Source organism: Dielma fastidiosa, from assembly GCF_003475485.1.
Taxonomy (GTDB): Bacteria; Bacillota_I; Bacilli_A; order Erysipelotrichales; family Erysipelotrichaceae; genus Dielma; species Dielma fastidiosa.
Window position 1 is genome coordinate 1 of record NZ_QRQL01000012.1, and the last position, 25,871, is coordinate 25,871.

Annotated in this window: 21 protein-coding genes and 1 other annotated feature; of the genes, 1 reads left to right on the forward strand and 20 read right to left on the reverse strand. The window is 43.6% G+C overall.

What is annotated here, in order from left to right; genetic code table 11:
* Nucleotides 1-328 precede the first annotated feature (328 nt).
* The gene (gene spx / locus DWZ33_RS16760; protein WP_022938181.1) at nt 329-760 is read right to left on the reverse strand and encodes a transcriptional regulator Spx; all 432 of its coding nucleotides are present in this window, start codon (nt 758-760) and stop codon (nt 329-331) included.
* A gap of 151 nt (nt 761-911) precedes the next feature.
* Nucleotides 912-1,114, forward strand: a binding site (T-box leader).
* A 39-nt stretch (nt 1,115-1,153) separates the two neighbouring features.
* Between spx and trpS the strand changes: the two genes are divergently transcribed.
* Entirely contained in the window at nt 1,154-2,146 is a 993-nt protein-coding gene (gene trpS, locus DWZ33_RS16765) for a tryptophan--tRNA ligase (RefSeq protein WP_118456085.1), read from the forward strand.
* Nucleotides 2,147-2,184: 38 nt separating this feature from the next.
* On the opposite strand, the gene DWZ33_RS16770 is transcribed toward trpS, so the two are convergent.
* From DWZ33_RS16770 to DWZ33_RS16855, 19 genes are all read right to left on the reverse strand, one after another.
* Nucleotides 2,185-2,874, reverse strand: coding sequence for a pirin family protein (locus DWZ33_RS16770; protein ID WP_118456087.1), 690 nt, complete (start codon nt 2,872-2,874; stop codon nt 2,185-2,187).
* Nucleotides 2,874-3,002 carry a hypothetical protein gene (locus DWZ33_RS18475; protein ID WP_022938184.1) on the reverse strand — a complete coding sequence of 43 codons (129 nt, stop codon included), beginning with the start codon at nt 3,000-3,002 and terminating at the stop codon, nt 2,874-2,876. Before DWZ33_RS18475 ends, DWZ33_RS16770 begins: the two co-directional genes overlap by 1 nt.
* A gap of 266 nt (nt 3,003-3,268) precedes the next feature.
* Entirely contained in the window at nt 3,269-5,635 is a 2,367-nt protein-coding gene (locus DWZ33_RS16775) for a ribonucleoside triphosphate reductase (RefSeq protein WP_118456089.1), read from the reverse strand.
* A gap of 25 nt (nt 5,636-5,660) precedes the next feature.
* Entirely contained in the window at nt 5,661-6,794 is a 1,134-nt protein-coding gene (locus DWZ33_RS16780) for an anaerobic ribonucleoside-triphosphate reductase activating protein (protein WP_022938186.1), read from the reverse strand.
* A 182-nt stretch (nt 6,795-6,976) separates the two neighbouring features.
* Complete coding sequence (locus DWZ33_RS16785; protein ID WP_118456091.1) at nt 6,977-8,428, reverse strand: GntR family transcriptional regulator; 1,452 nt, start codon at nt 8,426-8,428, stop codon at nt 6,977-6,979.
* A gap of 28 nt (nt 8,429-8,456) precedes the next feature.
* Nucleotides 8,457-10,991: an ATP-binding protein gene (locus DWZ33_RS16790; protein WP_118456093.1), complete on the reverse strand. Its 2,535-nt coding sequence runs from the start codon at nt 10,989-10,991 to the stop codon at nt 8,457-8,459.
* Nucleotides 10,992-11,012: 21 nt separating this feature from the next.
* The gene (locus DWZ33_RS16795) at nt 11,013-12,962 is read right to left on the reverse strand and encodes a 5'-nucleotidase C-terminal domain-containing protein (RefSeq protein WP_118456095.1); all 1,950 of its coding nucleotides are present in this window, start codon (nt 12,960-12,962) and stop codon (nt 11,013-11,015) included.
* Between the two features lie 210 nt (nt 12,963-13,172).
* Complete coding sequence (gene murD / locus DWZ33_RS16800) at nt 13,173-14,483, reverse strand: UDP-N-acetylmuramoyl-L-alanine--D-glutamate ligase (protein ID WP_118456097.1); 1,311 nt, start codon at nt 14,481-14,483, stop codon at nt 13,173-13,175.
* Nucleotides 14,484-15,443: a phospho-N-acetylmuramoyl-pentapeptide-transferase gene (gene mraY, locus DWZ33_RS16805; protein WP_118456099.1), complete on the reverse strand. Its 960-nt coding sequence runs from the start codon at nt 15,441-15,443 to the stop codon at nt 14,484-14,486.
* A complete protein-coding gene (locus tag DWZ33_RS16810; protein ID WP_118456101.1) occupies nt 15,440-16,852 on the reverse strand; it encodes a UDP-N-acetylmuramoyl-L-alanyl-D-glutamate--2,6-diaminopimelate ligase in 1,413 nt (470 codons plus the stop codon). Before DWZ33_RS16810 ends, mraY begins: the two co-directional genes overlap by 4 nt.
* The gene (locus tag DWZ33_RS16815) at nt 16,845-18,743 is read right to left on the reverse strand and encodes a penicillin-binding transpeptidase domain-containing protein (RefSeq protein ID WP_022938193.1); all 1,899 of its coding nucleotides are present in this window, start codon (nt 18,741-18,743) and stop codon (nt 16,845-16,847) included. The genes DWZ33_RS16810 and DWZ33_RS16815 overlap by 8 nt, the downstream gene beginning before the upstream one ends.
* 53 nt (nt 18,744-18,796) lie before the next feature.
* Nucleotides 18,797-21,031: a penicillin-binding transpeptidase domain-containing protein gene (locus DWZ33_RS16820; protein WP_118456103.1), complete on the reverse strand. Its 2,235-nt coding sequence runs from the start codon at nt 21,029-21,031 to the stop codon at nt 18,797-18,799.
* Between the two features lie 17 nt (nt 21,032-21,048).
* Nucleotides 21,049-21,357, reverse strand: coding sequence for a hypothetical protein (locus DWZ33_RS16825; protein ID WP_118456105.1), 309 nt, complete (start codon nt 21,355-21,357; stop codon nt 21,049-21,051).
* Nucleotides 21,358-21,360: 3 nt separating this feature from the next.
* Entirely contained in the window at nt 21,361-22,296 is a 936-nt protein-coding gene (rsmH, locus tag DWZ33_RS16830) for a 16S rRNA (cytosine(1402)-N(4))-methyltransferase RsmH (protein ID WP_022938196.1), read from the reverse strand.
* Entirely contained in the window at nt 22,293-22,724 is a 432-nt protein-coding gene (gene mraZ, locus DWZ33_RS16835; protein ID WP_022938197.1) for a division/cell wall cluster transcriptional repressor MraZ, read from the reverse strand. The genes rsmH and mraZ overlap by 4 nt, the downstream gene beginning before the upstream one ends.
* Before the next feature lie 281 nt (nt 22,725-23,005).
* Entirely contained in the window at nt 23,006-23,734 is a 729-nt protein-coding gene (locus tag DWZ33_RS16840; protein ID WP_118456107.1) for a type 1 glutamine amidotransferase, read from the reverse strand.
* Nucleotides 23,731-25,038, reverse strand: coding sequence for a Mur ligase family protein (locus DWZ33_RS16845; protein WP_182425828.1), 1,308 nt, complete (start codon nt 25,036-25,038; stop codon nt 23,731-23,733). Before DWZ33_RS16845 ends, DWZ33_RS16840 begins: the two co-directional genes overlap by 4 nt.
* Before the next feature lie 119 nt (nt 25,039-25,157).
* Nucleotides 25,158-25,325, reverse strand: coding sequence for a 50S ribosomal protein L32 (gene rpmF, locus DWZ33_RS16850; RefSeq protein ID WP_022938200.1), 168 nt, complete (start codon nt 25,323-25,325; stop codon nt 25,158-25,160).
* Nucleotides 25,326-25,341: 16 nt separating this feature from the next.
* Nucleotides 25,342-25,863, reverse strand: coding sequence for a YceD family protein (locus DWZ33_RS16855; protein ID WP_235696043.1), 522 nt, complete (start codon nt 25,861-25,863; stop codon nt 25,342-25,344).
* Nucleotides 25,864-25,871: the final 8 nt, after the last annotated feature.

Below are 25,871 nucleotides of genomic sequence, written 5' to 3' on the forward strand. Positions count from 1 at the left end.
TCTTCCGTGAATTACTTCAAATTTCTTTGACGTTTCCTGTTCAGTTTTCAAAGATCGAGTTGCTTTTGCGCCGGCGGTTGTTCCGCTTGGTGCCTGTATATAATACCAAATCTTCTTCCCTTTTGTCAATCCTTTTTTTACCCTTTTTTTCGTTTTTTTTAAATAAATCATAAAAGCTTATAATTCAGGGGTTATTTGCTGATTAATAATTATCTTATTATGAATCTTTCATTAAAATAATCTTTCTTACTTAAAATCTTTATTTAATAAATGATAAAGGATTCGGCTTCAGAGTATCTTTCAAAAAAAAAGAGATAATGATTATCTCTTAAGCTTCTTTACGGCATGCACCGCAGATTTCATAATTCTGACATGTTTCATTGCATGTCTTGGATACAAGGTTGCGCAGTTCACTAGGCACAAAGGATGTAATTTCATCATCATCATAGCCTACAACTAAATTCTTTTCATTTAAGATGATCGGTCTTTTTAATATTGAAGGATTCTCACGGATAAACTTAACTAATTCATTCAGTGATAAATCGTCTAAATCAACATTCATTTCCTGAAAAACCTTTGATCGGGTCGAAATGATATCTTCAGTACCATTTTCTGTTCTTTTTAATAAGTATTTAATTTCATCCTCTTTCAACAATGTTGTGAAGATGTTCTTTTCCACAAACGGCAAATTATTATCTTTTAACCATTGTTTAGCCTTACGACAAGAAGCACAGCCCGGAGATGTATATAATAGTATCATAATGCAGCCTCCATTCTCTTGATATCTATATAATATTATAGACTAATTCTGCTGTCACTGCAAACTATTCTCAAACAGTTATGCAATTTGCGGAATCGATTTCTTAATATTTCTTCCTTGTGTTTTTAATTAAACTGGTGTACGATAATACTGACAAGCGATGATAAAGTGAAGTAGATTAACGATCACCTTCAAAGAGAGCTGACGGCCGGTGTGAGTCAGCAGTGATTTTTAATTGAATTGGGACTTTTGAGCTGATGCAGGCATGAGTCTGTAACCGGTGAGCACCGTTATATGCGAGCGACTATATTATTATAGTAAGCTGGGTGGTACCGCGTACTTTACGTCCCTGCATGGGGGCGTTTTTTTTATTTAACAAGAAAGGAAACTATTATGAAAACTATGTTAAGCGGCATTAAGCCGACCGGAAAGCTGACACTGGGAAATTATATCGGTGCAATCCGTCAATTTGCCAAGTATCAGGATGAATATGAAATGTATATCTTTATTGCGAATCTGCATGCTATTACGATTCAGGTTGATCCTAAGGAATTAAAGAAAAATACCCGCGATTTAGTCGCCTTATATCTGGCATGCGGCCTTGACCCAGAGAAGACAACTGTCTTTTTACAGTCTGATGTGCATGAGCATGCCGAGCTTGGCTGGATTTTAACATGTCATTCTTACATGGGTGAGCTTCAGCGTATGACCCAGTATAAGGATAAAACAGCAAAGGGTGAAACGAATATCACCGCTGGTTTATTTACTTATCCATCTTTGATGGCTGCTGATATTCTTTTATATGATGCTGATTATGTACCAGTAGGCATTGATCAGAAGCAGCATGTTGAATTGGCCCGCAATATCGCCGAGCGTTTCAACAATCGTTACGGTGAAACATTCACCGTGCCTGAACCGCTTGTGGAAGAAGTCGGAGCCAAGGTTATGTCACTGACTGAACCGACCAAGAAGATGTCAAAATCAGGCGATGATGAAAAATGTGTCATTTATCTCTTAGACGATCCTAAAGCTGCCAGAAAGAAAATCATGTCAGCCGTTACCGATTCAATCGGCATCATTCAATACGATGTTGAAAATCAGCCAGGTATCGCCAATCTGTTAACGATCCATTCTACACTGACTGGTGAATCAATTGACAGCATTGTTGAACGGTTTAAAGGCAAGGGCTACGGCGATTTGAAGAAAGAAATCGGTGACAATATCGAGAAATTCTTGACTGAACTGCAAGGACGCTACAATGAGATTATAAACAGCGGCATCTGTGAACAAGTATTGGAAGAAGGCCGTCTGAAAGCAGGCAAGCTGGCGCATAAGAAATTAATGAAAGTTAAAAAACGTGTCGGCTTTCAAATTTTCAATCATTAATTAAACCAAAACAAGTGAGATCATCACTTGTTTTCTTTTTATAGCTTAGCCATTTCAAACATCAATACATGGGCCCAGCTGGCCGCCTTCAGTCTTGTACTTTCATCGATTTTAGCACCATCATGGGCATCAAAGAGCATATCCTCAATTCGCACCCGGCCTTCAAGCACTACTAGGTAAACCTGCCGAAGCGGCATTACCTTTAATTCTATTTCTGCCGCGTCGCTTAATTCACAGGTATAAATATTCATATCCTGATGAAGATGAAGCGGCGCTTCATCTCTTTGAGAAGCTATAAGCAGCCAGCGGTTATACCGCTCATGCCATGGCAGTGCTGCCAGCTGATAATCAGGTGTCAGATCTAATTCATTGGGATAAATCCAAATCTGAATCATTCTCAGCAGTGAATCCTGCATATTCACTTCACTGTGCACAATACCTGTACCAGCGCTCATCAGCTGCATCATTCCCCGTTTTAACGTCTGTTCGCGTTCATTGTCACGATGGGTACATTCTCCTTGCACGACATAGGTTAAGATTTCCATATTCTTATGACTATGTAAATCAAACCCGCTGAGCGGCTGAATCGTATCGTCATTGACCACCCTCAGCATGCCATAGTGCATTTTCTCAGCGTCATAATAATCACCAAAGGAAAAATGATAATAAGTATTCAGCCAGCTGTTATGAAATCTTCCCATCAGCTGATGATCGATTTTTTTAATCATTAATTACCACCCGGGCCATCCTGACGGGGACGTTTATCCGGATAATATTTCAGATTATTATTCGTCCACTGATTATTGCCGGCATCCTTTTCTGCAGGCTCTGATGTCTTTTTCTTCTTGTCTTCCATAAGCCACCTCCGCCCTTAGTGTGTGCGCGGCCTGCATGGCTATGCAAAGGCAGTTTAAAACAAAACCAGTAAAAATTGCAGGAGGGTCATGAGAATCATCCACGGCAGAATACCAATTTTAGGATCAGTATTCTTTAGTTCTTTAATATAAGTGCTTATACAGAGCGATGAATATTGATTTTTTAGTCATTTTTTCCTCCGCTTTTGTTTAATTAATCCATAGAAAAAGAGTATTCATCATCAAAATGACAAATACTCTTATAAGATTACTGCTGATGATTCATTTCCGCAAATTCGCGGATTTTCCATGCATTGCCGATCTTCTCGAAGCCATCTTCTTTTACTACCACCAAGGTTGGTACCTGCATAATACCATACTGTCTTGCCAATGCCTCCTGCTCCTCAGCATCAACCTTCTCATAGCTCAGCTTTGATTGTTCCAATGACTGATAAGCAGCCTTACAGTTCGGACAAGTCTTAGTCGTAAACAGCAGCAGCTTGCCTTCCGCTTTTTCACATGGCGTCTGAACATCACTCAATGCCTGTTTCCCCTTTAACACAGAGTGACCGATATCATATACCTTACGTTCGCTGAATTCCTGTGTCTTGCCCTCATTCCAGTTTTGTACCGGCCGGTAATATCCGGTAATACGGCTGTAAACCTCCGTCTTTTCACCGCAGTGCGGACATTCATAAACCTCACCGCTGATATAGCCGTTATTGCGGCAGATTGAATAAGTTGGCGAAATAGTATAATAAGGCAGTTTATAATTCTCTGAAATCTTACGCACCAAGGCCGCCGCAGCCTTCCAATCCGGCAGCTTTTCACCTAGGAACGCATGGAAAACAGTACCTGATGTATACAGTGTCTGCAGTTCGTCCTGAATATCCAGCGCTTCAAAAATATCCTCTGTATAACCAACCGGCAGATGGGAGCTGTTGGTATAATAAGGCTTCGCGTCATTTTCCGTAGCCGTAATAATATCCGGATATAATTCTTTATCATGCTTCGCTAAACGATACGTTGTTGATTCTGCCGGTGTTGCCTCAAGGTTGTATAAATCACCGTATTCTTCCTGATAAATAACCAGACGCTCACGCATGTGATTTAAAACCTCCTGCGCAAATTTCTGTGTCTTCGGATGGGTTAAATCCGCACGCAGCCAGTTCGCATTTAAGCCCACCTCATTCATGCCGATTAAACCGATCGTCGAGAAATGGTTCTCAAAGCTTCCCAAATAGCGCTTCGTATACGGATATAAGCCTTCATTCAGCAATTTGGTAATGATTGTACGCTTTACGCTCAGTGAGCGGGCGGCAATATCCATTAAATGATCCAAGCGTTTATAGAAATCATTTTCATCCTTAGCCAGATAAGCGATACGCGGCATATTGATCGTTACCACACCTACAGAACCGGTACTTTCACCGCTGCCGAAGAAGCCGCCGGATTTACGGCGCAGTTCTCTTAAATCAAGACGCAGACGGCAGCACATACTGCGCACATCGCTTGGTTCCATATCACTGTTTACATAATTGGAGAAATAAGGTGTCCCGTATTTTGATGTCATTTCAAATAACAGCTTGTTGTTTTCTGTCTCTGACCAGTCAAAATCACGAGTAATTGAATAAGTTGGAATCGGATATTGGAAGCCGCGGCCATTCGCATCACCCTCAATCATGATTTCAATGAATGCCTTATTAATCATATCCATTTCTTTCTGACAATCTTTATATTTAAAATCCATTTCCTTGCCGCCGATCAAGGCTTGCTGTTCAGCAAGATCCTTTGGTACTGTCCAGTCCAAGGTAATATTAGAGAATGGTGCCTGAGTTCCCCAGCGGCTTGGTGTATTTACCCCATAAACAAATGATTCAATACATTTCTTTACATTCTCATAGCTCAAATCATCAACTTTTACATACGGTGCTAAATAAGTATCAAAGGATGAGAAAGCCTGTGCGCCTGCCCATTCATTCTGCATAATGCCCAAAAAATTAACCATCTGATTGCATAAGGAAGCCAGATGTCTTGCCGGCTTTGATGTGATTTTACCGGTAACGCCGCCCAGTCCTTCACAGATCAATTGACGCAGTGACCAGCCTGCGCAGTAGCCTGTCAGCATCGATAAATCATGGAGATGCATCTCGCCACTGCGATGCGCATTGGCAATCTCCTCATCATAGATTTCTGAAAGCCAATAGTTAGCGGTAATCGCGCCGGAATTGCTTAAGATCAAACCGCCGACGGAATAAGTGACCGTTGAATTTTCCTTAACCCGCCAGTCTGAAACCTTCACATAGCTGTCTACTAATTCCTTATAGTCAAGAATCGTTGATTTCATATTGCGGATTTTCTGACGCTGTTTACGATAAAGAATATAAGCCTTTGCTACATCGGCATAACCCGCCTGAATCAAAACCGCCTCTACGCTATCCTGAATCGCTTCTACCTGAATCTTATCATCAACGATCTTATCTTCAAAATCGGCCGCTACATGCAGTGCCAGCATTTCGATGACACTTGGATGATACTGTTTTTTCTGTGCGTCAAACGCCTTTGTGATGGCAGCACAAATCTTCTTTAAATCAAACTCCGCAATACTGCCGTCCCTCTTAATTACCTGATACATAGTTATTTCCCTTTCCTTTCCGCTTCTATAACCCACGCACCTGCGTGTTAGGTACAAATTTTCTGGCTGCTTCACACAGCTTCTGCATTTCATCAGCATCATATCCCTGCAAACCCTTTTGAATGACGCATTCACTGTCTACAAAGGCTTGCAGATAATACGCTTTAGCGCCCTTCAGCCATTCTGCCGCGGCGCTGATTTCCTTTTCACTGTGAAAATCCCTGACCACCGTAGTTCTGAATTCATAATCAAGATCACCATGAAGCAAAAAGTCAACGCTTTCCTCAATCGGTGATAAATCAAAGCTTTCAAGACCAATCGTCTTCGCGTAATGAGCTTTGTCATTTTTTATATCCATCGCAACATAGTCAATTAAGCCAGCCGCTGCATATTTCTTTAAAAGCTTAGGATAACTCCCGTTAGTGTCTAATTTTACCTTATATCCCAGCCCCTTCAATTTATATAAGAAAGGCTCCAGCTCTTCATGCAGCAACGGCTCGCCGCCGCTGATACAGATGCCGTCCAACGTTTTCTGCCGCTGTTTCAAAAAGCTTTCTAAATCATCACTGTTGATTTCAGAAAGATCCTCCGGCAGAAAAACCAGATCCGCGTTCTGACAGAAAGGACAGCGGAAGTTGCAGCCGCCGGTAAACAGCGTTGATGCCAGCTTAGAGGGATAATCCAATAAGGTAAGCTTCTGCATGCCGAAGATTTTCAACTGATTGGTTGGCTGAGTGAGAGCCGACGCGTTGGCAATCAACTTTGCCTGTACGTTCTCTGCCAGCTGCAGCTCTTCTTCACTTAAGCCTTGGGTTATTTTCTCCCACCATTCCTGACGAACGAGATAGATTTCCGGAATGATTTTCTTCGTCTTATCACACGTATATAAATGTTTAATGCGCTTATCTTTTTCATTTGCCGCGGTTGTGATATAGCCTTCCGCCTCTAAGCGCTGAATGCCCTTGGTAACCGTTCCTTTATCAAAGCCGCCCATCAAAGACAGATCGGACATCGTAATGCCCTCATGTTCATAAATCAGAATCAAAAACTGAAGCTGACCGGCGCCAATTTGATAGAGATCTAAATTTTTATCATAATATTTCTGTGTATACCGATATAAAATCGAGGTATTCATCAGCAGACTATTGCGTTTTTCCATACAGCCTCCAAAAATGGTTGGATATTCAACTAGATTTATAATAGCACCAACCTATTGAACTTTCAACCAATCGAATTAATGATATGAAATGAAAAAAACCGGCTTTTTCTTTCACATTTTCAACACATAAAAAAAGCTGGAGTTACTGCGTTAAACACAATACTCACAGCTTTCTGATCAAATTATTGCCACAGCTTTGCGGCATCATAGTAATTCATAGCCGCCTCTAAATAATTGAGCTGGCTGCATTCCCGAATAATCTGCAGATGAATCAACTGAAATAAATGAGCGGTTTGAACCGCAAATTGATCCCGTTCTCCTTTTTCCAACGCTGCCGACGCTTTCATACACAGCTTGTAGATTTCATACTCAGGCTGGCTTTTTTCTTTGCTGATAAAGCCCGGCAAACGTCTGCCGACAATGAAATTCTTACGAATCATCACATAGATCGTCTTCAGTGTTTCATATTGAATATGATCGATAATAAATTGCAGCAGAATACCCGCGATAAAACGGTGATCAAAGGGATCATGCCAGGCTGTCTCCAATTCCCTCTGCAGTTTTAAACAATCGTCTGGCAGCACTGCTGAAACCACCGAAGCTGCCACCCCTTCTACACTCAGCGCCAGTAATTCTAAGCTGTCTAACAGCAGGCGGATATTGCCGGCAATTAATTCCGGTTTAATGGGGGCCTGTTTCAGTTCATCCAGATCCATCATCACTTCAATTCCTGAATGCGGGGCTGCCTTTAGTGCGCCTAAGACCTGCAGCTCTTTGATCGCCTTAAGTGTCGTATCGATACTGACCCCATAGATGCTCTGAAGCTCCTTATGTGAAGGCAGGCGGCTGCCCTTTGGGTATTGTCCAATGGCAATCCGGCCTAAAATATCAACGCAGATACTTGAATACCGTTCTTCGCTTTTGCGCACCTTCTGTTCCAAATCCGCGCAGCCGACACAAAAAATAGAATCCGGCTTTACTTGATAAGGCGGTACCTCAGCATCGTTATCCAAGCCGTAAACAGCAGACATATCATCAAATTTAACACTGGCCGGATCACCGCCGTTTTTGACCGTTTTTAAGAACTGCGTTAACTGCCGGCGATAAGTTTCACGAATGGCAGCATCACTGTGCAGCGATTCCAGCTCTGAAAAGCCTAAGCTGTCAACAACTCTCAGCATCAGCTCATTGCCGTTGCGGGCAATCAGATAACGCCAAAATTGATTAGACAGCTGCCAAAAACGCTCTTTTGAAACTGTCTCCATACTTACAATGATGGTCTTTAAATACTCCCAATCCGCATCCTGACATAGCTTTAGACCCTGATCAATCAACGGATAACAAAGCAGTACCCCTGTCCGTAAAGCGTCTACAGCCGCGATAGCATCTGCCTGCTTTAAAGCCAGCTGCGATGTTTTCTGCATTGACTGATAGATGATGATCGGCCGTTTGCGCTTCTGAGTCGCGATCAGACCTTCCTGAGCTAAAAGTTCCAGGGAACGCCGCACCGTCTTTTCAGAAGTGTTGAATTCCTCACACAGCTTAGCTCTTGAGGGCAGCTGACTGCCCGCCGGCAAGATACCGCAGATTATTTTATTTTTCAAATTCACATAAACCTTTTCATACAAGATCATTTGTCATAAACCCTCAGCTTTAAGAATATTAGTGCCGATGTTTTTGAACTTGCCCATACTGAGTGCAGATATCAGCTAATACAAAAGGCTTGCCGATATGCGCATCCATGCCGCAGTCCAAACATTTTTGAATATCCTCCTGGAAAGAATTAGCCGTCATCGCAATAATGATTACCTGTCCTGCATCGTGCCGATCTAACGCGCGAATCACTTCGGTTGCACTGCAGCCATCCATGATCGGCATCTGAACATCCATCAGAATCAGATCATAATAACCCTCTTCTGATGCGCTAAAGCGTTCAACAGCGATCTGCCCGTTAGTCGCTGTATCAATGATTGCTCCCGCAAACCTCAGCAGTTCAACTGCAATTTCAAGATTAATTTCATTATCTTCAACAATCAAAACACGCTTACCGCTTAATATAGAGGCTGTCTCACTGTCATCGGCTGGCTGAGCATCGGCTTGACCATCATCCAACAGCTGCACGATATCCTTAGTAAAAGCCGGCAAGGAAAGCACCTTGGCTATTTTTAATGCTGAAGCTCTGGCTTCCAATTCATCCTTATCATATCCCATTAAGATTAATTCAGGCATTCTTATTCTATCACTGTCATAAAGTAACTGCAACTTTTGCGTAAACTCATTGCTTTCTGCCAAGGATACAAAACACGCATCAACCGACGCCGCAGTATTGCAAAGCACTAATGCCTGTTCGGCGGTTTTGGTTGCTACAGCTTCAAAGCCTAAGTGATGCAGCAGATCCGCGAGCGCTTGGCGCTGCGGCTGATAATCGTCTATAACTAAAACACGGCCGCTGAATAGCTGAGCCTGTTCCTCACGCTCATAAGCAAACGGCAGATTTACCTTGAAACAGCTTCCCTTGCCAACCTCACTATCTAAGGTGATGGTACCGCCCATCATCTGCACAAATTGCTTGGTAATCGGCAGACCTAAGCCAGTTCCCCCATACTGACGGGCAACGCCTGAGGTTTCTTGGATAAAGGCTTCAAAGATTTTATCAAAATTTTCCCTGGCGATGCCGCAGCCTGTATCGCTGACCTTAAAAGTCAGCCAAAGACGATCATCATCACTTAATGACGTTTCAATACTTAAAACGATCGTACCGCCGGTTGGTGTGAATTTCAATGCGTTAGAAAGCAGATTATTTAAAATTTGATTCAGTCGCAGGGAATCTCCAATCAGCACTTCATTGACTGCCTGCGCGCAATAAGCATTAAAATGAATGCCCTTTTCACATGCCTGAATATAGAACACGGTTGTAATTCCCTTCAGTAATTCTCTGAAATTAAACGCCGCCTGATGCAGTTCAATTTTACCTCTTTCAATCTTAGACATATCCAAAATATCATTAATTAAAACTAACAGATGATTCGAAGAATAACTGATTTTATCAAGACAGTTTTTCATTCGTTCCGGCTGATCAATATAACGCTGTCCCACCTCGGTCATACCGATAATGCCGTTCAGCGGAGTACGAATCTCATGCGACATCTGAGAAAGAAAATCACTCTTTGCCTGATTCGCCTGTTCCGCCCGTTCCTTGGCTTCCATTAATAGCTGCTGATGGCGCTGTTCAATCTGACGGTAAAGCATGAAAAATACAAAAATAATTATCATGACCGTCACAAAAATACCGGCAGCCGCAAACAGCATCAGAAGACTGAGCCGCGACACCTGCGAATTCACTGTCTCATAAGCCATACTGGTCATCATATACCATTCGGTATCAGGAATTGGCGCATAATACAGATATTCATGTTCATCACCCAACCGTAAAGAAAGCATCCCGCTTTGACCGTTCTCAATCTGACTCTGCAGTGATGTCAGCTCATAGCCAGCATCAAATACTGCCTGCTGCTTAAAGATTGAAAACAGATTGCTGCCGCTCAAGAACGGATTTACATCCTCACCGCGGATAATAAAATTACCTTCACGGTTAATCACATTAGTATAAGAATTAGTGCCTTTCTGATTCAGTGCCACCTTCTCACTGATTTTCATTGTATTAATTCCGACAATGACGGCCACTAATTGTTCATTTTTATAGGCTTTGGGAACAATTGAAGTCCCCAGCAGTATCACATCATCATCCCAGATCGTTTCATCAATTGAAATAATTTCCTTACTGCCATTCAACAGTTCATTCAGCGCTCTGATTTTAGAAATCGCCGGCTGTGACCCCTGCGGTGTATAAGCCATCCCCTGTGAATTGATCACCGCTACATAGGAAAAATCATTATCCGTCTGAATTTGTTTCAAAAACGACTTCAGCGCTTCCTCATCGCTTAATTCACTCATCGACAGCGCATTCGTCATTGTCTTGATCTGTGCGAACTGACTTTTCATATTTGTATTAAAATGACTGCTGGTCTGTGAATTCATTTCCTGCAGATAAACCTCACTGATTTTTGACACCGTTTCCGATGCCGCTTCATTATAAGACTTTAAAGCAAATGAGCAAGCCAACACAATAAAGAGAATCAAAGTACAAATGACAAGAATTATAATCTGCTTCTCGCCCTTCATCTTATGCTTTTTCATACTATTCCCCCTTTATTTGACTTAATCCGCATTCGCAAGATCAACGATCCTGCCTTCCAGCTCAATGATTTTCTCCTGTTCAGGATGATCGCGGAAATACTGCTTCACCATTTCCCGATAGCTCATGCCGCTTTCTTTAATCAGTGTCACATCACCCTTTGGAGTGTTTTCATCATAGATATTCAGCATCGTATAGCCATCGCCGTTGCCCTCAAAATAACCGACCGCACCTGCCATATAATTATTTACCGCCAGCTGATAGTTCGCCTTTAAATCAATCGGTGTACCATCCGGCAGGGTAACTGATACCATTCGGCTGCCCCGTGGCTTAGAGCTGTCAAACACATAATGCAGACCAGAAATCTGCAGGAAACGGCCGTTAGGAAATTCATCATCACTATAGGTTACGCTGTTCTCCAGCATATCCCATATTGTTTGACCCGATGCTTCAATTACGATGATCTCGTTTTCAAACGGAAACAGTGCTTCCAAATCTTCGCAATATACATCACCGACATAGAGGCTGCTGCGGATATTGCCGCCGTTCACCACCGCAATCGGCGCCGCGGCCACAGAAGCGATGCAGTCAGCCAAGAAATTGCCAAGTTCGGTTTCGGTGCGCCGCACATTAAAGTTTTGAAACAGCAGATCCTGTTTCATAACGGTAAGCACGGATAAATTATCAGCCATCGCCTGTGAACCCTCAAGATAATATTGATCCACCGCCTGCAGCAGCTCCTCATTCGTAAGTCTGCCAGCCATCCGCTGCTGAGCCGTGCTGCCCAGATACTGGACAACTCTTTCCGGAAAATTCAAATTATAAACATAACCGGAATCAATAAACGTTTCTACACCATTAGGAACCGATGTTTCATTCGCAACATAACCACGCAGACTGGAAGCCCCCATCTGCAGATCCTTAATGATGGCATCCTGACCTTCCTGAGTAGATATCAGCGCTAAGATTCGCTTGCATGCTTCCTGCTTTTCCTCGCTGATTGATGCATTGATGCCGACATAGCTTGACGGTGCATAAAGAATCCAAGGTTCATTTCCCTCATCACTCATTAACGGCAGCATGCGGTATGAATACTGCATCGCCTTGCCTTCTTCAAAGGCTATTTGATTTTCACTCACACACTGCGCAAAAAGACTGGAATCGCCAAAAACGGCCGCCAGATTTCCCGACGCCATCCGCTCATGGGTAAGAATGCTGTTGCGCTGCTTGCTTAATGGCGCCGCATCTAAAACACCGCTGGCTACCAGCTCATCCGTCAAATCAAAGACATTATCCCAAACACCCGTTAAACGGCTGTTTTTCTCTTTGTAATCGGAAAGCCATTGGACACCCTCAACCGTTCCTAAAAAATCAGGCACCTCACCGCCGATTAAAAATAAGCCAAAATAAGTATTATAATCACTTTGAATGGCTATATTCTTATCATCATCACCAAGACCATAGCCTTGCTGCTTTAACTGAACAAGGGCCTCAATCAATGATTGATTGCTGTTAGGCAATTCAATGCCCGCCTGTTCAAACAAAGTCTCATTAATGATATATCCATAATACTGCCCCGGCAGCGGCAGCTGATAATTTTTTCCTTCTACACGCAGACCCTTCATAATCGTACCATCATAGGCAGCGCTGGCGCTCAAATCGCTGATGTCAATAAGATATTGACTGTTATCATCGGTATAAGCTTCTTTTGAGAGCACTAAATCAGGGCCATAACCATTTTCTAAACGCCGTGATAATTCGCTTGTATACGGTGTGATCTCACATTGCAGATCAATGTCTGAATACGTTGATTCCACAAGCTCTTCCAATTGCGGAAATTTATTAGTATAAAGCACCGTTATGACGATTTTATCTGATTTCTCCACAGTCTTTTGCTGACAGCCGCCAACCAGACAAAAACATAATAAAACCGCCAGCCCCTTCAAACATCTGTATCGATTTGATTTACGCATCTTGTTTTCCTCCTTCACTACTTTTAAAGCAGCCAGGCAGTGAAACAGGTACCGCTGGCGTAGGCTGTCAAAAGCATTAAATTTGATTAAAATTCTTGGTACTAATGCCAGTTAAAGTATATCATCATAATTTATGGAAAGCAATTGCTTTAGCGGTATACAAGGCCAAGAAAAAAAACCTTCTCATTAAAATGAAAAGGTTCAATTAGTTCATTCGTGAATTATTTTCAATACCGCTTCCTTAAACAAATCGCCGCGCTGCTCATAATTATTGAATTGATCATAGCTTGAACAAGCGGGTGAAAGCAGGATCACATCACCCGGCGCGCTCATCAGCCATGCCTCATTCAGCGCGTCAAACATCGTTTCACATTGCTTTGAACGGGTAAATATCTCCGCAATTTTAGTTTTAGTTTCACCAAATGCCAGACAGCACTTGATTCGATCATCATAAGCGCGCATTTCTTCAAAAGGGATTCCCTTATCATGACCGCCGGCCAATAACAGGATATTTTTAGGGAATGAGGCAATACCAATGGCAGCTGCCTGCGTATTGGTAGCCTTAGAATCATTGTAGAAGCTGACGCCATTTTTTTCACCGACATATTCAATGCGGTGTTCAATACCCTTAAATGAAGTTAATGCCTGTTCAACATCTTTAAAACTCACACCTAATTTAACTGCCATCGCACCGGCGATCATCGCGTTGCTGACATTATGCATGCCGACTACCTTTAAATCATCAAGCTTAAACAGGCGCTTGTCAAACAGCCATGCACAGCCGTCTTTAATGCAAAGCGGCGTATCGGTCCGAAGCAATGAGAAGTCAATGATTTTACACTTAAGATCACGCGCATACTGCATCACGATCGGATCATCCACATTGCGCAAAAACCAGTCATCACCACGCTGATTCATGGCGATTCTAAACTTTGACGCGTAATATTCTTCAACACTGTTCATATAATCAAGATGATCCGGCGCCAGGTTACAGACAACCGCTGCCTCAGGATGAAAGCTTTCTATCCCTAACAGCTGAAAATTAGATAATTCAAGCGCGATATCTTTTTCTTCATTACCATATTTTAATGCCAGTTCACTAAGCGGTGTACCGATATTACCGGCTGCCTCACAGCGGCCATTCGCCTTTAAGCACTCATAAAGCATGCTTGTAATCGTCGTCTTGCCATTGGTGCCAGTCACCGCGCCGTAATGAAACTTCTCTGCATACCAGCTGGCAATTTCAATTTCCGTATAGATTTTTACTTGATGCTCCACAAAATAGCGGATGATCGGCACCGAATATTTTATACCGGGATTCTTTACGATAAACGCATAGTCATCGTTGAAGAGGAAGTCCGGATGCCCCTCATCCACAACTCGGATGCCCAATGCTTCAAGCTCCTCCTTATCCGGAATACGCTGCATATCCGTTAAAGTGACCGTATAACCCTTTTGATTCAATAACCGGGCGGCTGCATTGCCGCTTTTCGCATTGCCGATAACCAGACACGTTGCCATTTACATTACCCCCAGAAAATAACCTAAGATTGCAAAACCTAAGGAAATCATCCAAAACATTACTACGACCTGCGTTTCCTTAAAGCCGCTTAATTCGAAATGATGATGCAGCGGCGCCATTTTAAAGACCCGCTTGCCGGTAGCCTTAAAGCTGGTTACCTGAATGACTACTGACATTAATTCCATGACAAAGATGCCGCCGATGATGACCAACAGCAATTCCTGCTTCAATACCATTGCTGTGGCAGCTAAAAGACCGCCCAGCGCCAATGAGCCAGTATCTCCCATGAAGATTTTGGCAGGATGCAGATTAAATTTAAGATAACCAAGCAAAGACGCGATCACCGCCAGCAAGAATAAAGCTAAATCGCTTTTTCCCTGATGAATGGAAAGCAGAACAAAGGGTGAAAGAGCAATAATCACACAGCCTGCCGATAAACCATCTAGGCCATCAGTCAAATTTACCGCATTGCTTTCCGCCGTAAACATGATAAAGATCAGCAGGAAATACAGCCAGCCTAATTCAATTTCCATATTCAGAACCGGCACATTGATGGTTGTCGGGGCGATTCTTTGATAAAGATAAAAGAACAGTACCGCTAACACACTCTGCATCAGAAATTTCATCTTCGGTGATAAACCGCGGTTATTCTTTTGAACCACGATGATAAAATCATCAATAAAGCCAATCATCGCATAACCGACATAAGCCAGCACGACAATCTGCATTTCCGGATTCATGAAAGCCGGCGCATCCAAAATCAGCAGCACCAGAATCGGTACCAGAATAAAAACAATGCCGCCCATCGTCGGCGTACCGTTTTTGGCTTTATGGGAAGCCGGTCCCTCTTCACGCTCGCTCTGTCCGAATTTAACTTTATGTAAAATCGGAATCAGGATCGGCATCACAGCCAGCGTGATGCACAATCCCAGACCGACAGCTAATAAATATTGATTCATAGAGGTTCCTCCTCGGTAAGTTTTAGTATAAACGCCTTATCATTATAAGGAATTTTATCCTCTTTGACAATCAAAAATTGTTCATTTCCCTTACCGGCGATTATTATTATATCACTTTTCATACTGATTGACAGTGCGAATGCGATTGCCTTTTGCCGATCAATCAAAACACACACATTATCCAGTACATTGACCGACATCTGTTTGATGATTTCAACCGGATCTTCCCCGCGTGAGTTATCCTCTGTGAAAATCGCCCGATAGCTCAGCGTTGAAGCAATCGTCCCCATCTGATGCCGCTTATCCTGATCCCGTTCGCCGCCGCAGCCCAGCACCGTAATGATTCTGCCGATACAGACCTGATTGGCAAATTCCAGCAAGCGCCGCAGCGCATCAGGCGTATGCGCATAATCAATCCAGATCGTATGATTCTTCAGCTTCAAGACCTCCATGCGGCCCGCCGGCGCTTCGATGCGGGATACAACCTCACACAGTTCATGAGAATGAATACCCAGGCTTTTAAACAAAGCGATGCAGGCAGCTAAATTATAAACATTATTCATACTTAACAAGCATGTCTCAAAATGCAGCTGACCAATATCAAAGCTGGAACCGCTGCCGCGCAGCTCAACATTGCTGATCTGTACATGCGATGGCTTAAGGCCATAAGTAATAATGCCCTTGGTACGCAGATGCAGCATTTCCATCAACTCATCACGATCCTGATTTAATAGAATCCGTCCATTCTCCTTCAAATAGAGCCGAGCCTTAAATTTGGTGTACTGATAATGAGTAAAGGTTAAATGATAATCGAGATGATCCTGAGTGATATTCGTATAAATCAGCCGGTCAAAGCGGATAAAACCCAATCTTCCCTCATCTATCGCGTGTGAGGAAACCTCCATCATCACCGTGTGAATTCCCCTTCGTATCGCTTCCAAAAAGACGCGCAGGCAGACCATCATGCCGGGCGTTGTATTTTGCGTCGCATAACAATAACCGTCAAGCTGGATGCCATTAGTCCCGATGACCACATTGCGCTGTCCGAATTCAGTAAACATCTGCGACAAAAAGGAACAGACGCTCGTCTTGCCGTTGGTGCCTGTCACACCGATAATTGTCAGCTTATCACTGGGTGAATCGTAATAATCGTTAATCAGCATCACAAGCGCCGCTTGAGGATCAGACACTTCGTAACAGTCCGGATGCGGGTGCGATGTGATGACGATGCCGCCCTTCGCCCTTACCTCATCAATAAAATCATCGCCGTTATGCGACATTCCCTGAAGACTGACAAACAGCCAGTCCTGCTTTACTTCTCTTGAATCACAGGTTATTCCTTGAATGATTGTTGAATCATCACAGGATATGCCGATTAAAGCCAGTAACTTTTGACATTCTTTAGCCAAGGGTAATCATCACCTTTCCGCCCTCAAGCAATACCTCGCCAGCCTTTGGCAGCTGGTCGATCACAACCTCCCCCTCATTCACAAATTCAAAGGTTAAGCCTTCCATCTTACATTCATTCTTTTGCTTGCCGATCAAATCCGGGACAATGATTTCAATCGGATCAAGCCATGTTGTCTTTTTAGGCAGCTGTTCCTCTACCTTTTCCACATTCAGATACGGCAGAATATCCTCATAGCATTTTCTGACTACCGGCGCGACAACGGTACCGCCGTACTGCACATCATTTTGCGGTGAATCAGCCGCTACATAAATCACAATCTGCGGATCATCCATCGGCGCCGCCGATAAAAACGACAGAATATATTCATTGCTTAAGTAAACGCCATCCACGGCCTTCTGGGCGGTTCCTGTCTTACCGCCGATCTTATAGCCTTTAATATATGAATTCTTGCCGCCGCCGTTGGCAACTACACTCTCCAGCGCCACGTGCATCAAATCACTGGTTTCTTTAGAGATGATCTGCCCCTGCGGTGTCGGTTCAAATTCTTGTACGATATCCTTGCTGATCGGATCCACCAGCTGCTTCACAATCATCGGTTTATACAGCGTACCGCCGTTTACCACCGCGCTGAAAGCTCTCACCAGCTGAATCGGTGTAACTGATAACCCCTGACCGAATGCCACGGTCGCCTGTTCCACCGGCCCCATCGCTTCCTTTTTAAACATGATGCCCGTACTCTCACCCGGTAATTCAATGCCTGTCTTGCTGCCAAAGCCAAAATCCGTCACATACTGATAAAGGCGATCCAAACCAAGCCGCCGGCCAATTTCCACAAAGCCCGGATTACTTGAATTCTCCAGCACCTGCAAGAACGTCTGCAAGCCATGACCGCCAGCCCGCCATGATTTGATTCTGGCCCCCTCAACCATTTCATAGCCGCGGTCATAGTACGTATCGGTATACATATTAAAGCATTTCTCCTCAAGGGCTGAAGCAAAAACAATCGATTTAAACGTTGATCCCGGCTCAAAGCTCATCCAGATCGGCAGATTTCGGTTAATGATTTCAGAGGTTGAATCCTGATAATGATTGGGATCAAAGTCCGGCTTGGATACCATTGCTAAAACTTCCCCAGTTTTAGGATTCATTGCCAAGGCTAAGGCACTTTTTGGCTTATACCGTTCCATCAGATTATTCATTTCTCTTTCAATAATATCCTGAATCGTCGAATCAATCGTCAGTACCATATCCATGCCCTGTCCTTGATTGATCACCTCTTCATTAATTGACAGCTGATTTCCCTTCGCATCAAAGGGCAGCTTCAAGTCACCATTCTTAGCACTCAAATACTCGTCGTATTCAAGCTCAAGACCCGCCAAGCCCTGATTGTCGATACCGGTAAAGCCCAGCACCTGCGCCAGATAATTGCCGTTGGGATAATAACGCTTGGAATCCTGAACAAGCACGACGCCTTTAATATTCGCATCCTGAATGGCCAGCGCCTGTTCATCACTGATATTTCTGCCCTCCGGCTGCAGCTTCTGCGTTGAGACATGATTCGTCAGCTTTTTATAAAGCGCGTCACGGTCAGTATTCAATATCTGACTCAAAACGTCAGCCGCATGCTCAGGCTCCTCAATCATTGCCGGTACGACAATAATTGAAGTTGACGGTACATCCACCGCTAATTCACGGCCGTCACTTGAATAAATCGTTCCCCGATTGCCGGCCAGCTTAAAATCACGCTGCCACAGATCCTTGGCCTTATCAACGATTGAGCCTTGATTAATGATCTGTTCATAACCAAGTTTGCTCAAAATACAGCCAAACAAAACCAAAGCGCCGATAAAAATCGCATTAATTCTTTTCTTATTGCGGACATGAAGCATGAACTCACCTCAAAACATCTTATTCCAGCACATAAAAAAATAGCACCGAAGTGCTAGTCTAATGTAACTTTAATTTCTGTATCAGCGAAAATGCTAGTACCGGCATCAAGATTCTGCCAGACAACAACACCCTGACCCGTCATCTCAATCGACATACCGCTTAATTCCTTAAAAATCTGCACATCCTTGTATGCCCAGCCAGTCATATCCGGCATCGTATAATTGATACCATCGGTCTTCACAAAGGCATGCTGCTTGGTACCAATCGTTGTTCCCATTTTCGGATATTGTGAAACAACCTGATTGCCGTCGCCGATGATGATGCGGTCGACATCCATCTCATCCAGCTTCCAATTGGCATACTGAAGCGTATGATTCACTAAAGTCGGCATGGTATATTCCTGATAAGTGCTGCCATAGCTGTTATCATAGGCAACCGCCTTTAATGGCTGCGCGTTGTTGATTGACGCCGCGTCAAGCGCGGTCATAAACGCGTTTTTAAAATAATCAGCTGAATAATAAAGATAGTTGCTGCTCTCAAACGCATAATACATCATGATTTTTGGATCATCCGCCGGTGATGCCGCCATGATGCTTGATGTATAAACCGTATCCCCGTAGCTGCCATCCTTCGCAATCTCACCGGTACCGGTTTTAGCCACCATCGATACACCGTCAATCTTATACTTATGCGCCGTCCCCTTTTCAGGATCTTCAACAATCTGTTCCATCAGCTTCAAAATCTTCTCAGTGGTTTCCTTTTTCAGCACCGGCACCGGCTGACCCTGTTCATCCGTATAAACATATTGGGTTTTGCCGCTTTCAATAATTTCATTGGTATTTGGATTTACGATCTTATCAATATAATAAGGACGCACCATGATGCCGTCATTAAAGATTGCCGTATAAGCCTGCATCAACTGCAGTGTTGTAACCGCGGAACCCTGACCGAAGCCAGCAGCCACACGGTCAAGCGGCGTTTTATCATTCTTGATACCGAATTCCTCACTCTGTGACAAGCCTTCAATACCGGTTTGTTTAAAGAAGCCGAATTTATCCAGATAGTCCCAGAACACATCGGTTGACAGATAATCGGTCAGCAAAGTCGCGATACATGTATTTGAGGAACGAATCAAACCGTCATCAAAACTGATCGTACCCCAGCCGGCACGTTCAGCGTCATTGATATTGCCGTTTTCTTCACAAGGACCGCTAGTCCGATATAAACCACCGTTTTCATCATAAGCGATACAGAAGCGGCCGGTAAATACCGTATCATCGCCTTTATAAACACCGGCATCCATCGCCGCCGCATAGGCAAACGGCTTCATAACCGAGCCTGGTTCAAACACATACATACTCGGCAGATCTACATAGCTTTCAATATTACGCTTATTCAAATCAAAGGTCGGATAACCGGCCCAAGCTAAAATCTTACCAGTTTCAACCTCCATGATAACACCCCAGGCACGTTCAGCACCATTGGCCTCCATCGTACTCTGCAGCGCTACTTCTAAAGCGCTTTGCACATCCTTATCTAAAGTCAGATAGACATCATTGCCGTTAACCGCTGCTTTTTCCGTCTTCTCCGTACCCGGCAGCTTATAGCCAAGCGCGTCTTTCTGATAAGTAACCAAGCCGTCGCTGCCCTTCAGCACCGCGTCCTGAAAAGCCTCGATACCGATCTGACCGACGATTCGCTGCTGCTCCTCATCATAATTCGCAAAGCCTAAAAGATTTGACGCGAACTTACCCGGTGAATAAAAACGGGTCGTTGTCTTATCAAATTCAATCCCCGGCAAGCCCGGATATTTCTTATTTGGATCAGGCGTATATTCAATCGCTTCAATCGCTTCCTTTTGTTCGATCGTCAGCCCTTTGCCCTTTTCACCAAGCAAAGTCTCATAGACACCCTGATCCTGAAGATTCAGATAATTCATGATTTCTTCTTCGCTCATACCTAAAATAGGAGCCAGGGCTGCAGCCGTAAACTCCTTGTTGTCAACATAAGCATAAGCACCTGTACGATCTTTAGAAAGTACAGCTTTAATTGTATATGTATCTTGATCCTGAGCGATGATACTGCCATTGCGGTCACGAATATATCCGCGTCTGGCCGGCAAAGTCTCCTGCCGTTCCTGACTGCCTTCCTTGCTCGCCAAAATATTGGTGCCCGAACGCATATGGACACCGCCGATCGTTACCACAAAAACATTGATGACGACCACTAACGACAATACGGCAATGACGGTAAAAATCCCAGCGATTCTAAGATTTGATCTCTTCATTCTACCAGCTCACTCTTCTATTTGTCTTCATTGCTGATATACACGATATTTTTTTGATCGAGTTTCAGATTTCCCCCGTTTTCATTACTGATAGTCATCAGATATTCTCTTTCTGTAAACTGCGCTACCTCAAGCTTTAACGTCTCTAATCGCTTATTAGCATCTTCAATTTCAATCTGCTGGGCAGTCAGCTTATAGTTTAAAGCTACATTATGCGAATGCAAAAAAGTCGCGGAACAAATATAGACAATAAATGATAAGCTGAAAATCACATTCACAAAAGTCCCAAATTTAAATCTTCTCTTCCTTTTCACAATCTTAGCCATAAACTATTTCACCCTTTCTATCACTCTGAGTTTGGCCGAATGAGATCGGTTATTTTCTTTTAACTCTGCTTCCCCTGCCAGAATCGGCTTTTTAGTAACCAGCCGATAAGGCGCTTCTTCTAACTGACCCGGCAAAAGCGGTATGCGTTTATCAATCTTAGGCTGACTGCTCATCCGTACAAAGGTTTCCTTCACGATGCGGTCCTCCAAAGAATGAAAGCTGATCACCGCGACACGGCCGCCGATCTTAAGCATTGCCAGCGCATCCTCAAGCACCGTTTCCAGTTCAGATAACTCGTCATTAACCTCGATGCGGATGGCCTGAAAAATCTTCTTGGCCGGATGTCCCTTGCTGTTAAGCACCTTAGCCGGATACGCCGACTTAATGATATCCACCAGCTCAAACGTCGTTTCAATGGGTTTTACGCTGCGGGCCTGTTCAATTTTGCGGGCTACCTGTTTGGCGAAGCTGTCTTCACCATAACGGTAAAAAATACGCATCAGTTCATTAAATTCATATGTATTCACTACTTCATAAGCGCTGAGCGGCTGGCTTTGATCCATGCGCATATCCAGCGGCGCATCATAACGGTAGCTGAAACCGCGGCTGGCTTCATCAAACTGCGGTGAAGAAACACCTAAATCAAGAAGCAGACCGTCAATTTCATCAACACCCCGATTTTGAAGCTCGCTCTTCAGATTTTTAAAGCCGGCATGGATAATTGTAAAATTACTGCCAATTGCCGCCAATCTGCCTTCTGATTCCAAAATTGCCTGTTGATCTTTATCAAAACAATAAAGATGACCATTTGGAATCCTTTTTAAAATTTCACTGCTGTGACCGGCTCTTCCCAATGTACCGTCCACATAAATACCATTTGGTTTAATAACTAAAGAATCAATGCATTCCTGCAAAAGTACGCTTGTATGTTTCATCATATAATAAAATCCGTGATACTCTCGGCAATGCTTTCAAATTCATCATCAGCACTGTCAGAATATGCTTCCCATCTTTCTTTTGACCAAATCTCAACCTTATCAGCGACACCGACAATCACGCATTCCTTAACGATTGCGGCTTCTTTGATCAGAATTGAGGGAATCAGGATTCTGCCCTGATTATCCAACTCCACTTCACTGGCCTTGGAAGTCAGTGTACGAACATACATCCGCACTTCTTTTTTAGTCGTAGGCAAAGCGAGGAGCTGAGCATAAATCTTATCCCACGCTTCCTTTGTATAGAGTGAGAGACAGCCGTCAAGACCGCGCGTAACGATCATGGCAGAACCCAATTCATTTCTGAATTTAGCAGGAACGATCAGACGTCCCTTCGCATCAATATTGTGCGCGAATTCGCCCATGAACATCACAATCACCCACTTTCTTCCACTTTTACCTACTTCTTACCACCATTATAGACTAAATCATGTTTTTTGTATAGATGAAATCCATCGAGAATTGATTTTTTTATAAGTTAAAAAATGTCAAAGTCCTTTCCTTCAAACGGCTTGACCGCCCCTTAAAACAAATTCACCCTTTTTAAAACAATTTTAGTTATTATTTGCATATTTTCGCTAAACACATTAACAGCAAAAAAAAGAACTGATCAGATTCACTGTCAGTTCCGCATTATTTTAAATCAGCTATTTTATAAACCAAGCCTTTTCAGCATAACTTCCTTTGCCTTATGTTCAAGCATGTCATTCAGCGGTTCCAGAGTGCATTCACCATGTCTCTTAGCCAATGCCTTGCGCAGAATAAAGTCGGCGATTTCAGGATTTTTAGGCAGCAGGGGGCCATGCATATAAGTCCCCAATACCTGTCCGTTATAAAAGCCCTCAAAGGCACTTTGATATGTATTGCCATGGCCTTTCAGCACTTTTCCGAAGGGCTGATCCACACCCTTTGTCTGACCGCCGTGATTCTCAAAACCGACCGCGATGATCCGCTCATTATCTAAAGCTGCTTCCACCGCGATATTGCCGATGCAGCGATCACTTCGGGAAGCGGCTTCCGTATAATAATCAAAGAATTTTAAGCCTTCGATTTTCTGACCGTCACCGTCTAAGTAATATTGGCCAAACAGCTGATAACCGCCGCAGATCAGCAGGATAAATGAACCCTGATCCATCGCTTCTTGAATCGCGTCACGCCGCTTAAGCAGATCATTTACCAAAAGTCCCTGCTCACGATCCGCACCACCGCCGATAAAAAGCAAATCATAATCCGCCAATGTCTTTTCTTCATCCAGCGTACATGTGTCGACAACACATTCAATGCCGCGCTTTTCACAGCGGGTTTTCAGCACCTGGATATTCCCTTTATCGCCATACAGATCCATCAGATCATGATACATCCAGCAGATTTTCAGCTTCATGAAACCTTCCTCCTTAAAATTGAACGGCATTGCTGCAGCGCCGTATATGTTGAAATAACCATATGCGTACCCGGACATTCACAAAGCTTATCAATCGCCTGTGACAGATTTTCCTCCACCTGAAGGCCGACATTATAGCCCTCATACTTCAGCCGCAGCGCCATGTCATAGGCACGGGTACCGGAACAGACAATGCATTCAGTCAATGGATCAATCAGCAGATCAAAATGCGCGTCCCAGATCCATGATACATCTCTGCCATCCTGATCATTATCATTAAGCACGATCAGCACAGAACGCTTCTGTTCATCATGAGCAATCATCTTCATGACCTCATTGGCACCGGTAGGATTTTTAATCAGATTCAAAACACATTTCTCATGGTTAATCATAAATGTCTCATTGCGCCCATCATTCAGCTCAAACTCGGCAAACACCCTCGCCGCATATTCCCAGCTGATGTCCATGGCCTTTAAAAGCGTCAGTACCGCCGCACAGTTATAAACCGCGTAGATCGCGTTTTGAAACATCGGCAGCGTCTGAGCGTTTACCACCATCGTCTGCGTGTTAAAATCGATACTTTCCACACAGACCGCCGTCTCATGCCTGCCAAAGCCGTCGCGCGGACAGCTGAACTGGCCGATATGTGAATATTGATAATAATCATAATGCAGCTCACCACCGCAGCGCGGACAGAATTTACCCTCACTCGCTTCATGGCTGTCAGAAAGTGAAACCGCACATTGCTTCACTTCAAAATAAAGCACTTCGGCCTGTTTGGCACAATCCGCCAGCCGCACGACATTGGGATCATTGCCATTCAAAATCAGCTTGCCGTGATAGTCAGGCAGTACCGATTCAATTTTACGCACGATCGTTTCCATCTCGCCGGCCCGATCCAATTGATCACGGAAGAAATTATTAACCACAAAGGCACTCACAGGCAGCTGATCAAACACCCTCGGTATCGTTAATTCATCAACTTCAAGCACAACCGCATCCGCCTTGACACGATAATGCAGATCACTGTTTGCGCACAGCAGGGTGGCAATCCCTTCACGAAGATTATCACCGCGGCGATTGCCGATCACCTTCATCCCCGATGCCAGCAAGCTTTCAACAATCAGATTGCTTGTCGTCGTCTTGCCATTGGTTCCGGTTACCAAAATCACATGCTTTGGCATTTTGAATCGACTCAGCAGCTGTGAATCCATCTTTAATCCGATATTGCCCGGCAGCGATCCGCCCCGGCCCAGCTTTACTAACAGCCAGCGGATTATTTTAACTATCATTAAACGCAGCATAACCAACACTCCTCACATTCCTTTCTATTAGTATAGCATGCTTAAACAAACCATGCATACTTATCAGAAAACAAAATAAAAACCCACGAAAACTCATGGGCCTCTATTAGCGTTTTAAACTAAGCAACTTTTACTCCGTTGTAAAAACCACATTCTCCGCATACTCTGTGTTGTCTCTTTAAAGCTCCACATTGAGGGCATTTAACTAATGCCGGTGCAGTCAGTTTGTAGTGTGTTCTACGTTTTGCAGTTCTAGTTTTTGAATTACGTCTTTGTTGAACAGCCATGTCGGTACCTCCCTACTTATTTTTCGATCTTAAAATCTCTTAATTTTGCTAACCGAGGATCAATTGCCTTCTCTTTTGAAGCAATTAAATCTTCCTCCCTGACGACTTCCCACCCTTTTCCTTTCGGATAATCAGTGAGCCCCTCTTTCACGACCTTATATGGAATTTCCATCATAATCAGCTGAAAGAGAACTGGGTACAACTCTACGATATCACCTTTAGCTTCATGCATCTCATCTTCTTCACTTACCTTATGAAAGGCATAGACTTCCGTTGAATTTACATGAAACGGATACTCCACATCTTCCAGTGTAATTGAACACGGAAGAACCATACAGCCGTCGATATCAAGGTTGGCAATTGCCAAATCACTAGTCGAATCGTAATGGATGTTTCCGGATACCGTAACATTCTGTAATTTTCTTAAATGATGGATGCGAGCTATTGCTTCTTCCTCAAATGCGATTGATTCATCAAATTCAATTGTGCAATCTCTGGCCTGCAGCAATTCACTTTTGGTCCACTTCAAAAAAATCACCTCGTCGC

Coding starts and splice junctions, on each gene's coding strand:
- spx (WP_022938181.1), bottom strand. CDS start 760: ATGATACTATTATATACATCTCCGGGCTGTGCTTCTTGTCGTAAGGCT.
- trpS (WP_118456085.1), top strand. CDS start 1,154: ATGAAAACTATGTTAAGCGGCATTAAGCCGACCGGAAAGCTGACACTG.
- DWZ33_RS16770 (WP_118456087.1), bottom strand. CDS start 2,874: ATGATTAAAAAAATCGATCATCAGCTGATGGGAAGATTTCATAACAGC.
- DWZ33_RS18475 (WP_022938184.1), bottom strand. CDS start 3,002: ATGGAAGACAAGAAGAAAAAGACATCAGAGCCTGCAGAAAAGGATGCC.
- DWZ33_RS16775 (WP_118456089.1), bottom strand. CDS start 5,635: ATGTATCAGGTAATTAAGAGGGACGGCAGTATTGCGGAGTTTGATTTA.
- DWZ33_RS16780 (WP_022938186.1), bottom strand. CDS start 6,794: ATGGAAAAACGCAATAGTCTGCTGATGAATACCTCGATTTTATATCGG.
- DWZ33_RS16785 (WP_118456091.1), bottom strand. CDS start 8,428: ATGATCTTGTATGAAAAGGTTTATGTGAATTTGAAAAATAAAATAATC.
- DWZ33_RS16790 (WP_118456093.1), bottom strand. CDS start 10,991: ATGAAAAAGCATAAGATGAAGGGCGAGAAGCAGATTATAATTCTTGTC.
- DWZ33_RS16795 (WP_118456095.1), bottom strand. CDS start 12,962: ATGCGTAAATCAAATCGATACAGATGTTTGAAGGGGCTGGCGGTTTTA.
- murD (WP_118456097.1), bottom strand. CDS start 14,483: ATGGCAACGTGTCTGGTTATCGGCAATGCGAAAAGCGGCAATGCAGCC.
- mraY (WP_118456099.1), bottom strand. CDS start 15,443: ATGAATCAATATTTATTAGCTGTCGGTCTGGGATTGTGCATCACGCTG.
- DWZ33_RS16815 (WP_022938193.1), bottom strand. CDS start 18,743: ATGCTTCATGTCCGCAATAAGAAAAGAATTAATGCGATTTTTATCGGC.
- DWZ33_RS16820 (WP_118456103.1), bottom strand. CDS start 21,031: ATGAAGAGATCAAATCTTAGAATCGCTGGGATTTTTACCGTCATTGCC.
- DWZ33_RS16825 (WP_118456105.1), bottom strand. CDS start 21,357: ATGGCTAAGATTGTGAAAAGGAAGAGAAGATTTAAATTTGGGACTTTT.
- rsmH (WP_022938196.1), bottom strand. CDS start 22,296: ATGATGAAACATACAAGCGTACTTTTGCAGGAATGCATTGATTCTTTA.
- mraZ (WP_022938197.1), bottom strand. CDS start 22,724: ATGTTCATGGGCGAATTCGCGCACAATATTGATGCGAAGGGACGTCTG.
- DWZ33_RS16840 (WP_118456107.1), bottom strand. CDS start 23,734: ATGAAGCTGAAAATCTGCTGGATGTATCATGATCTGATGGATCTGTAT.
- DWZ33_RS16845 (WP_182425828.1), bottom strand. CDS start 25,038: ATGCTGCGTTTAATGATAGTTAAAATAATCCGCTGGCTGTTAGTAAAG.
- rpmF (WP_022938200.1), bottom strand. CDS start 25,325: ATGGCTGTTCAACAAAGACGTAATTCAAAAACTAGAACTGCAAAACGT.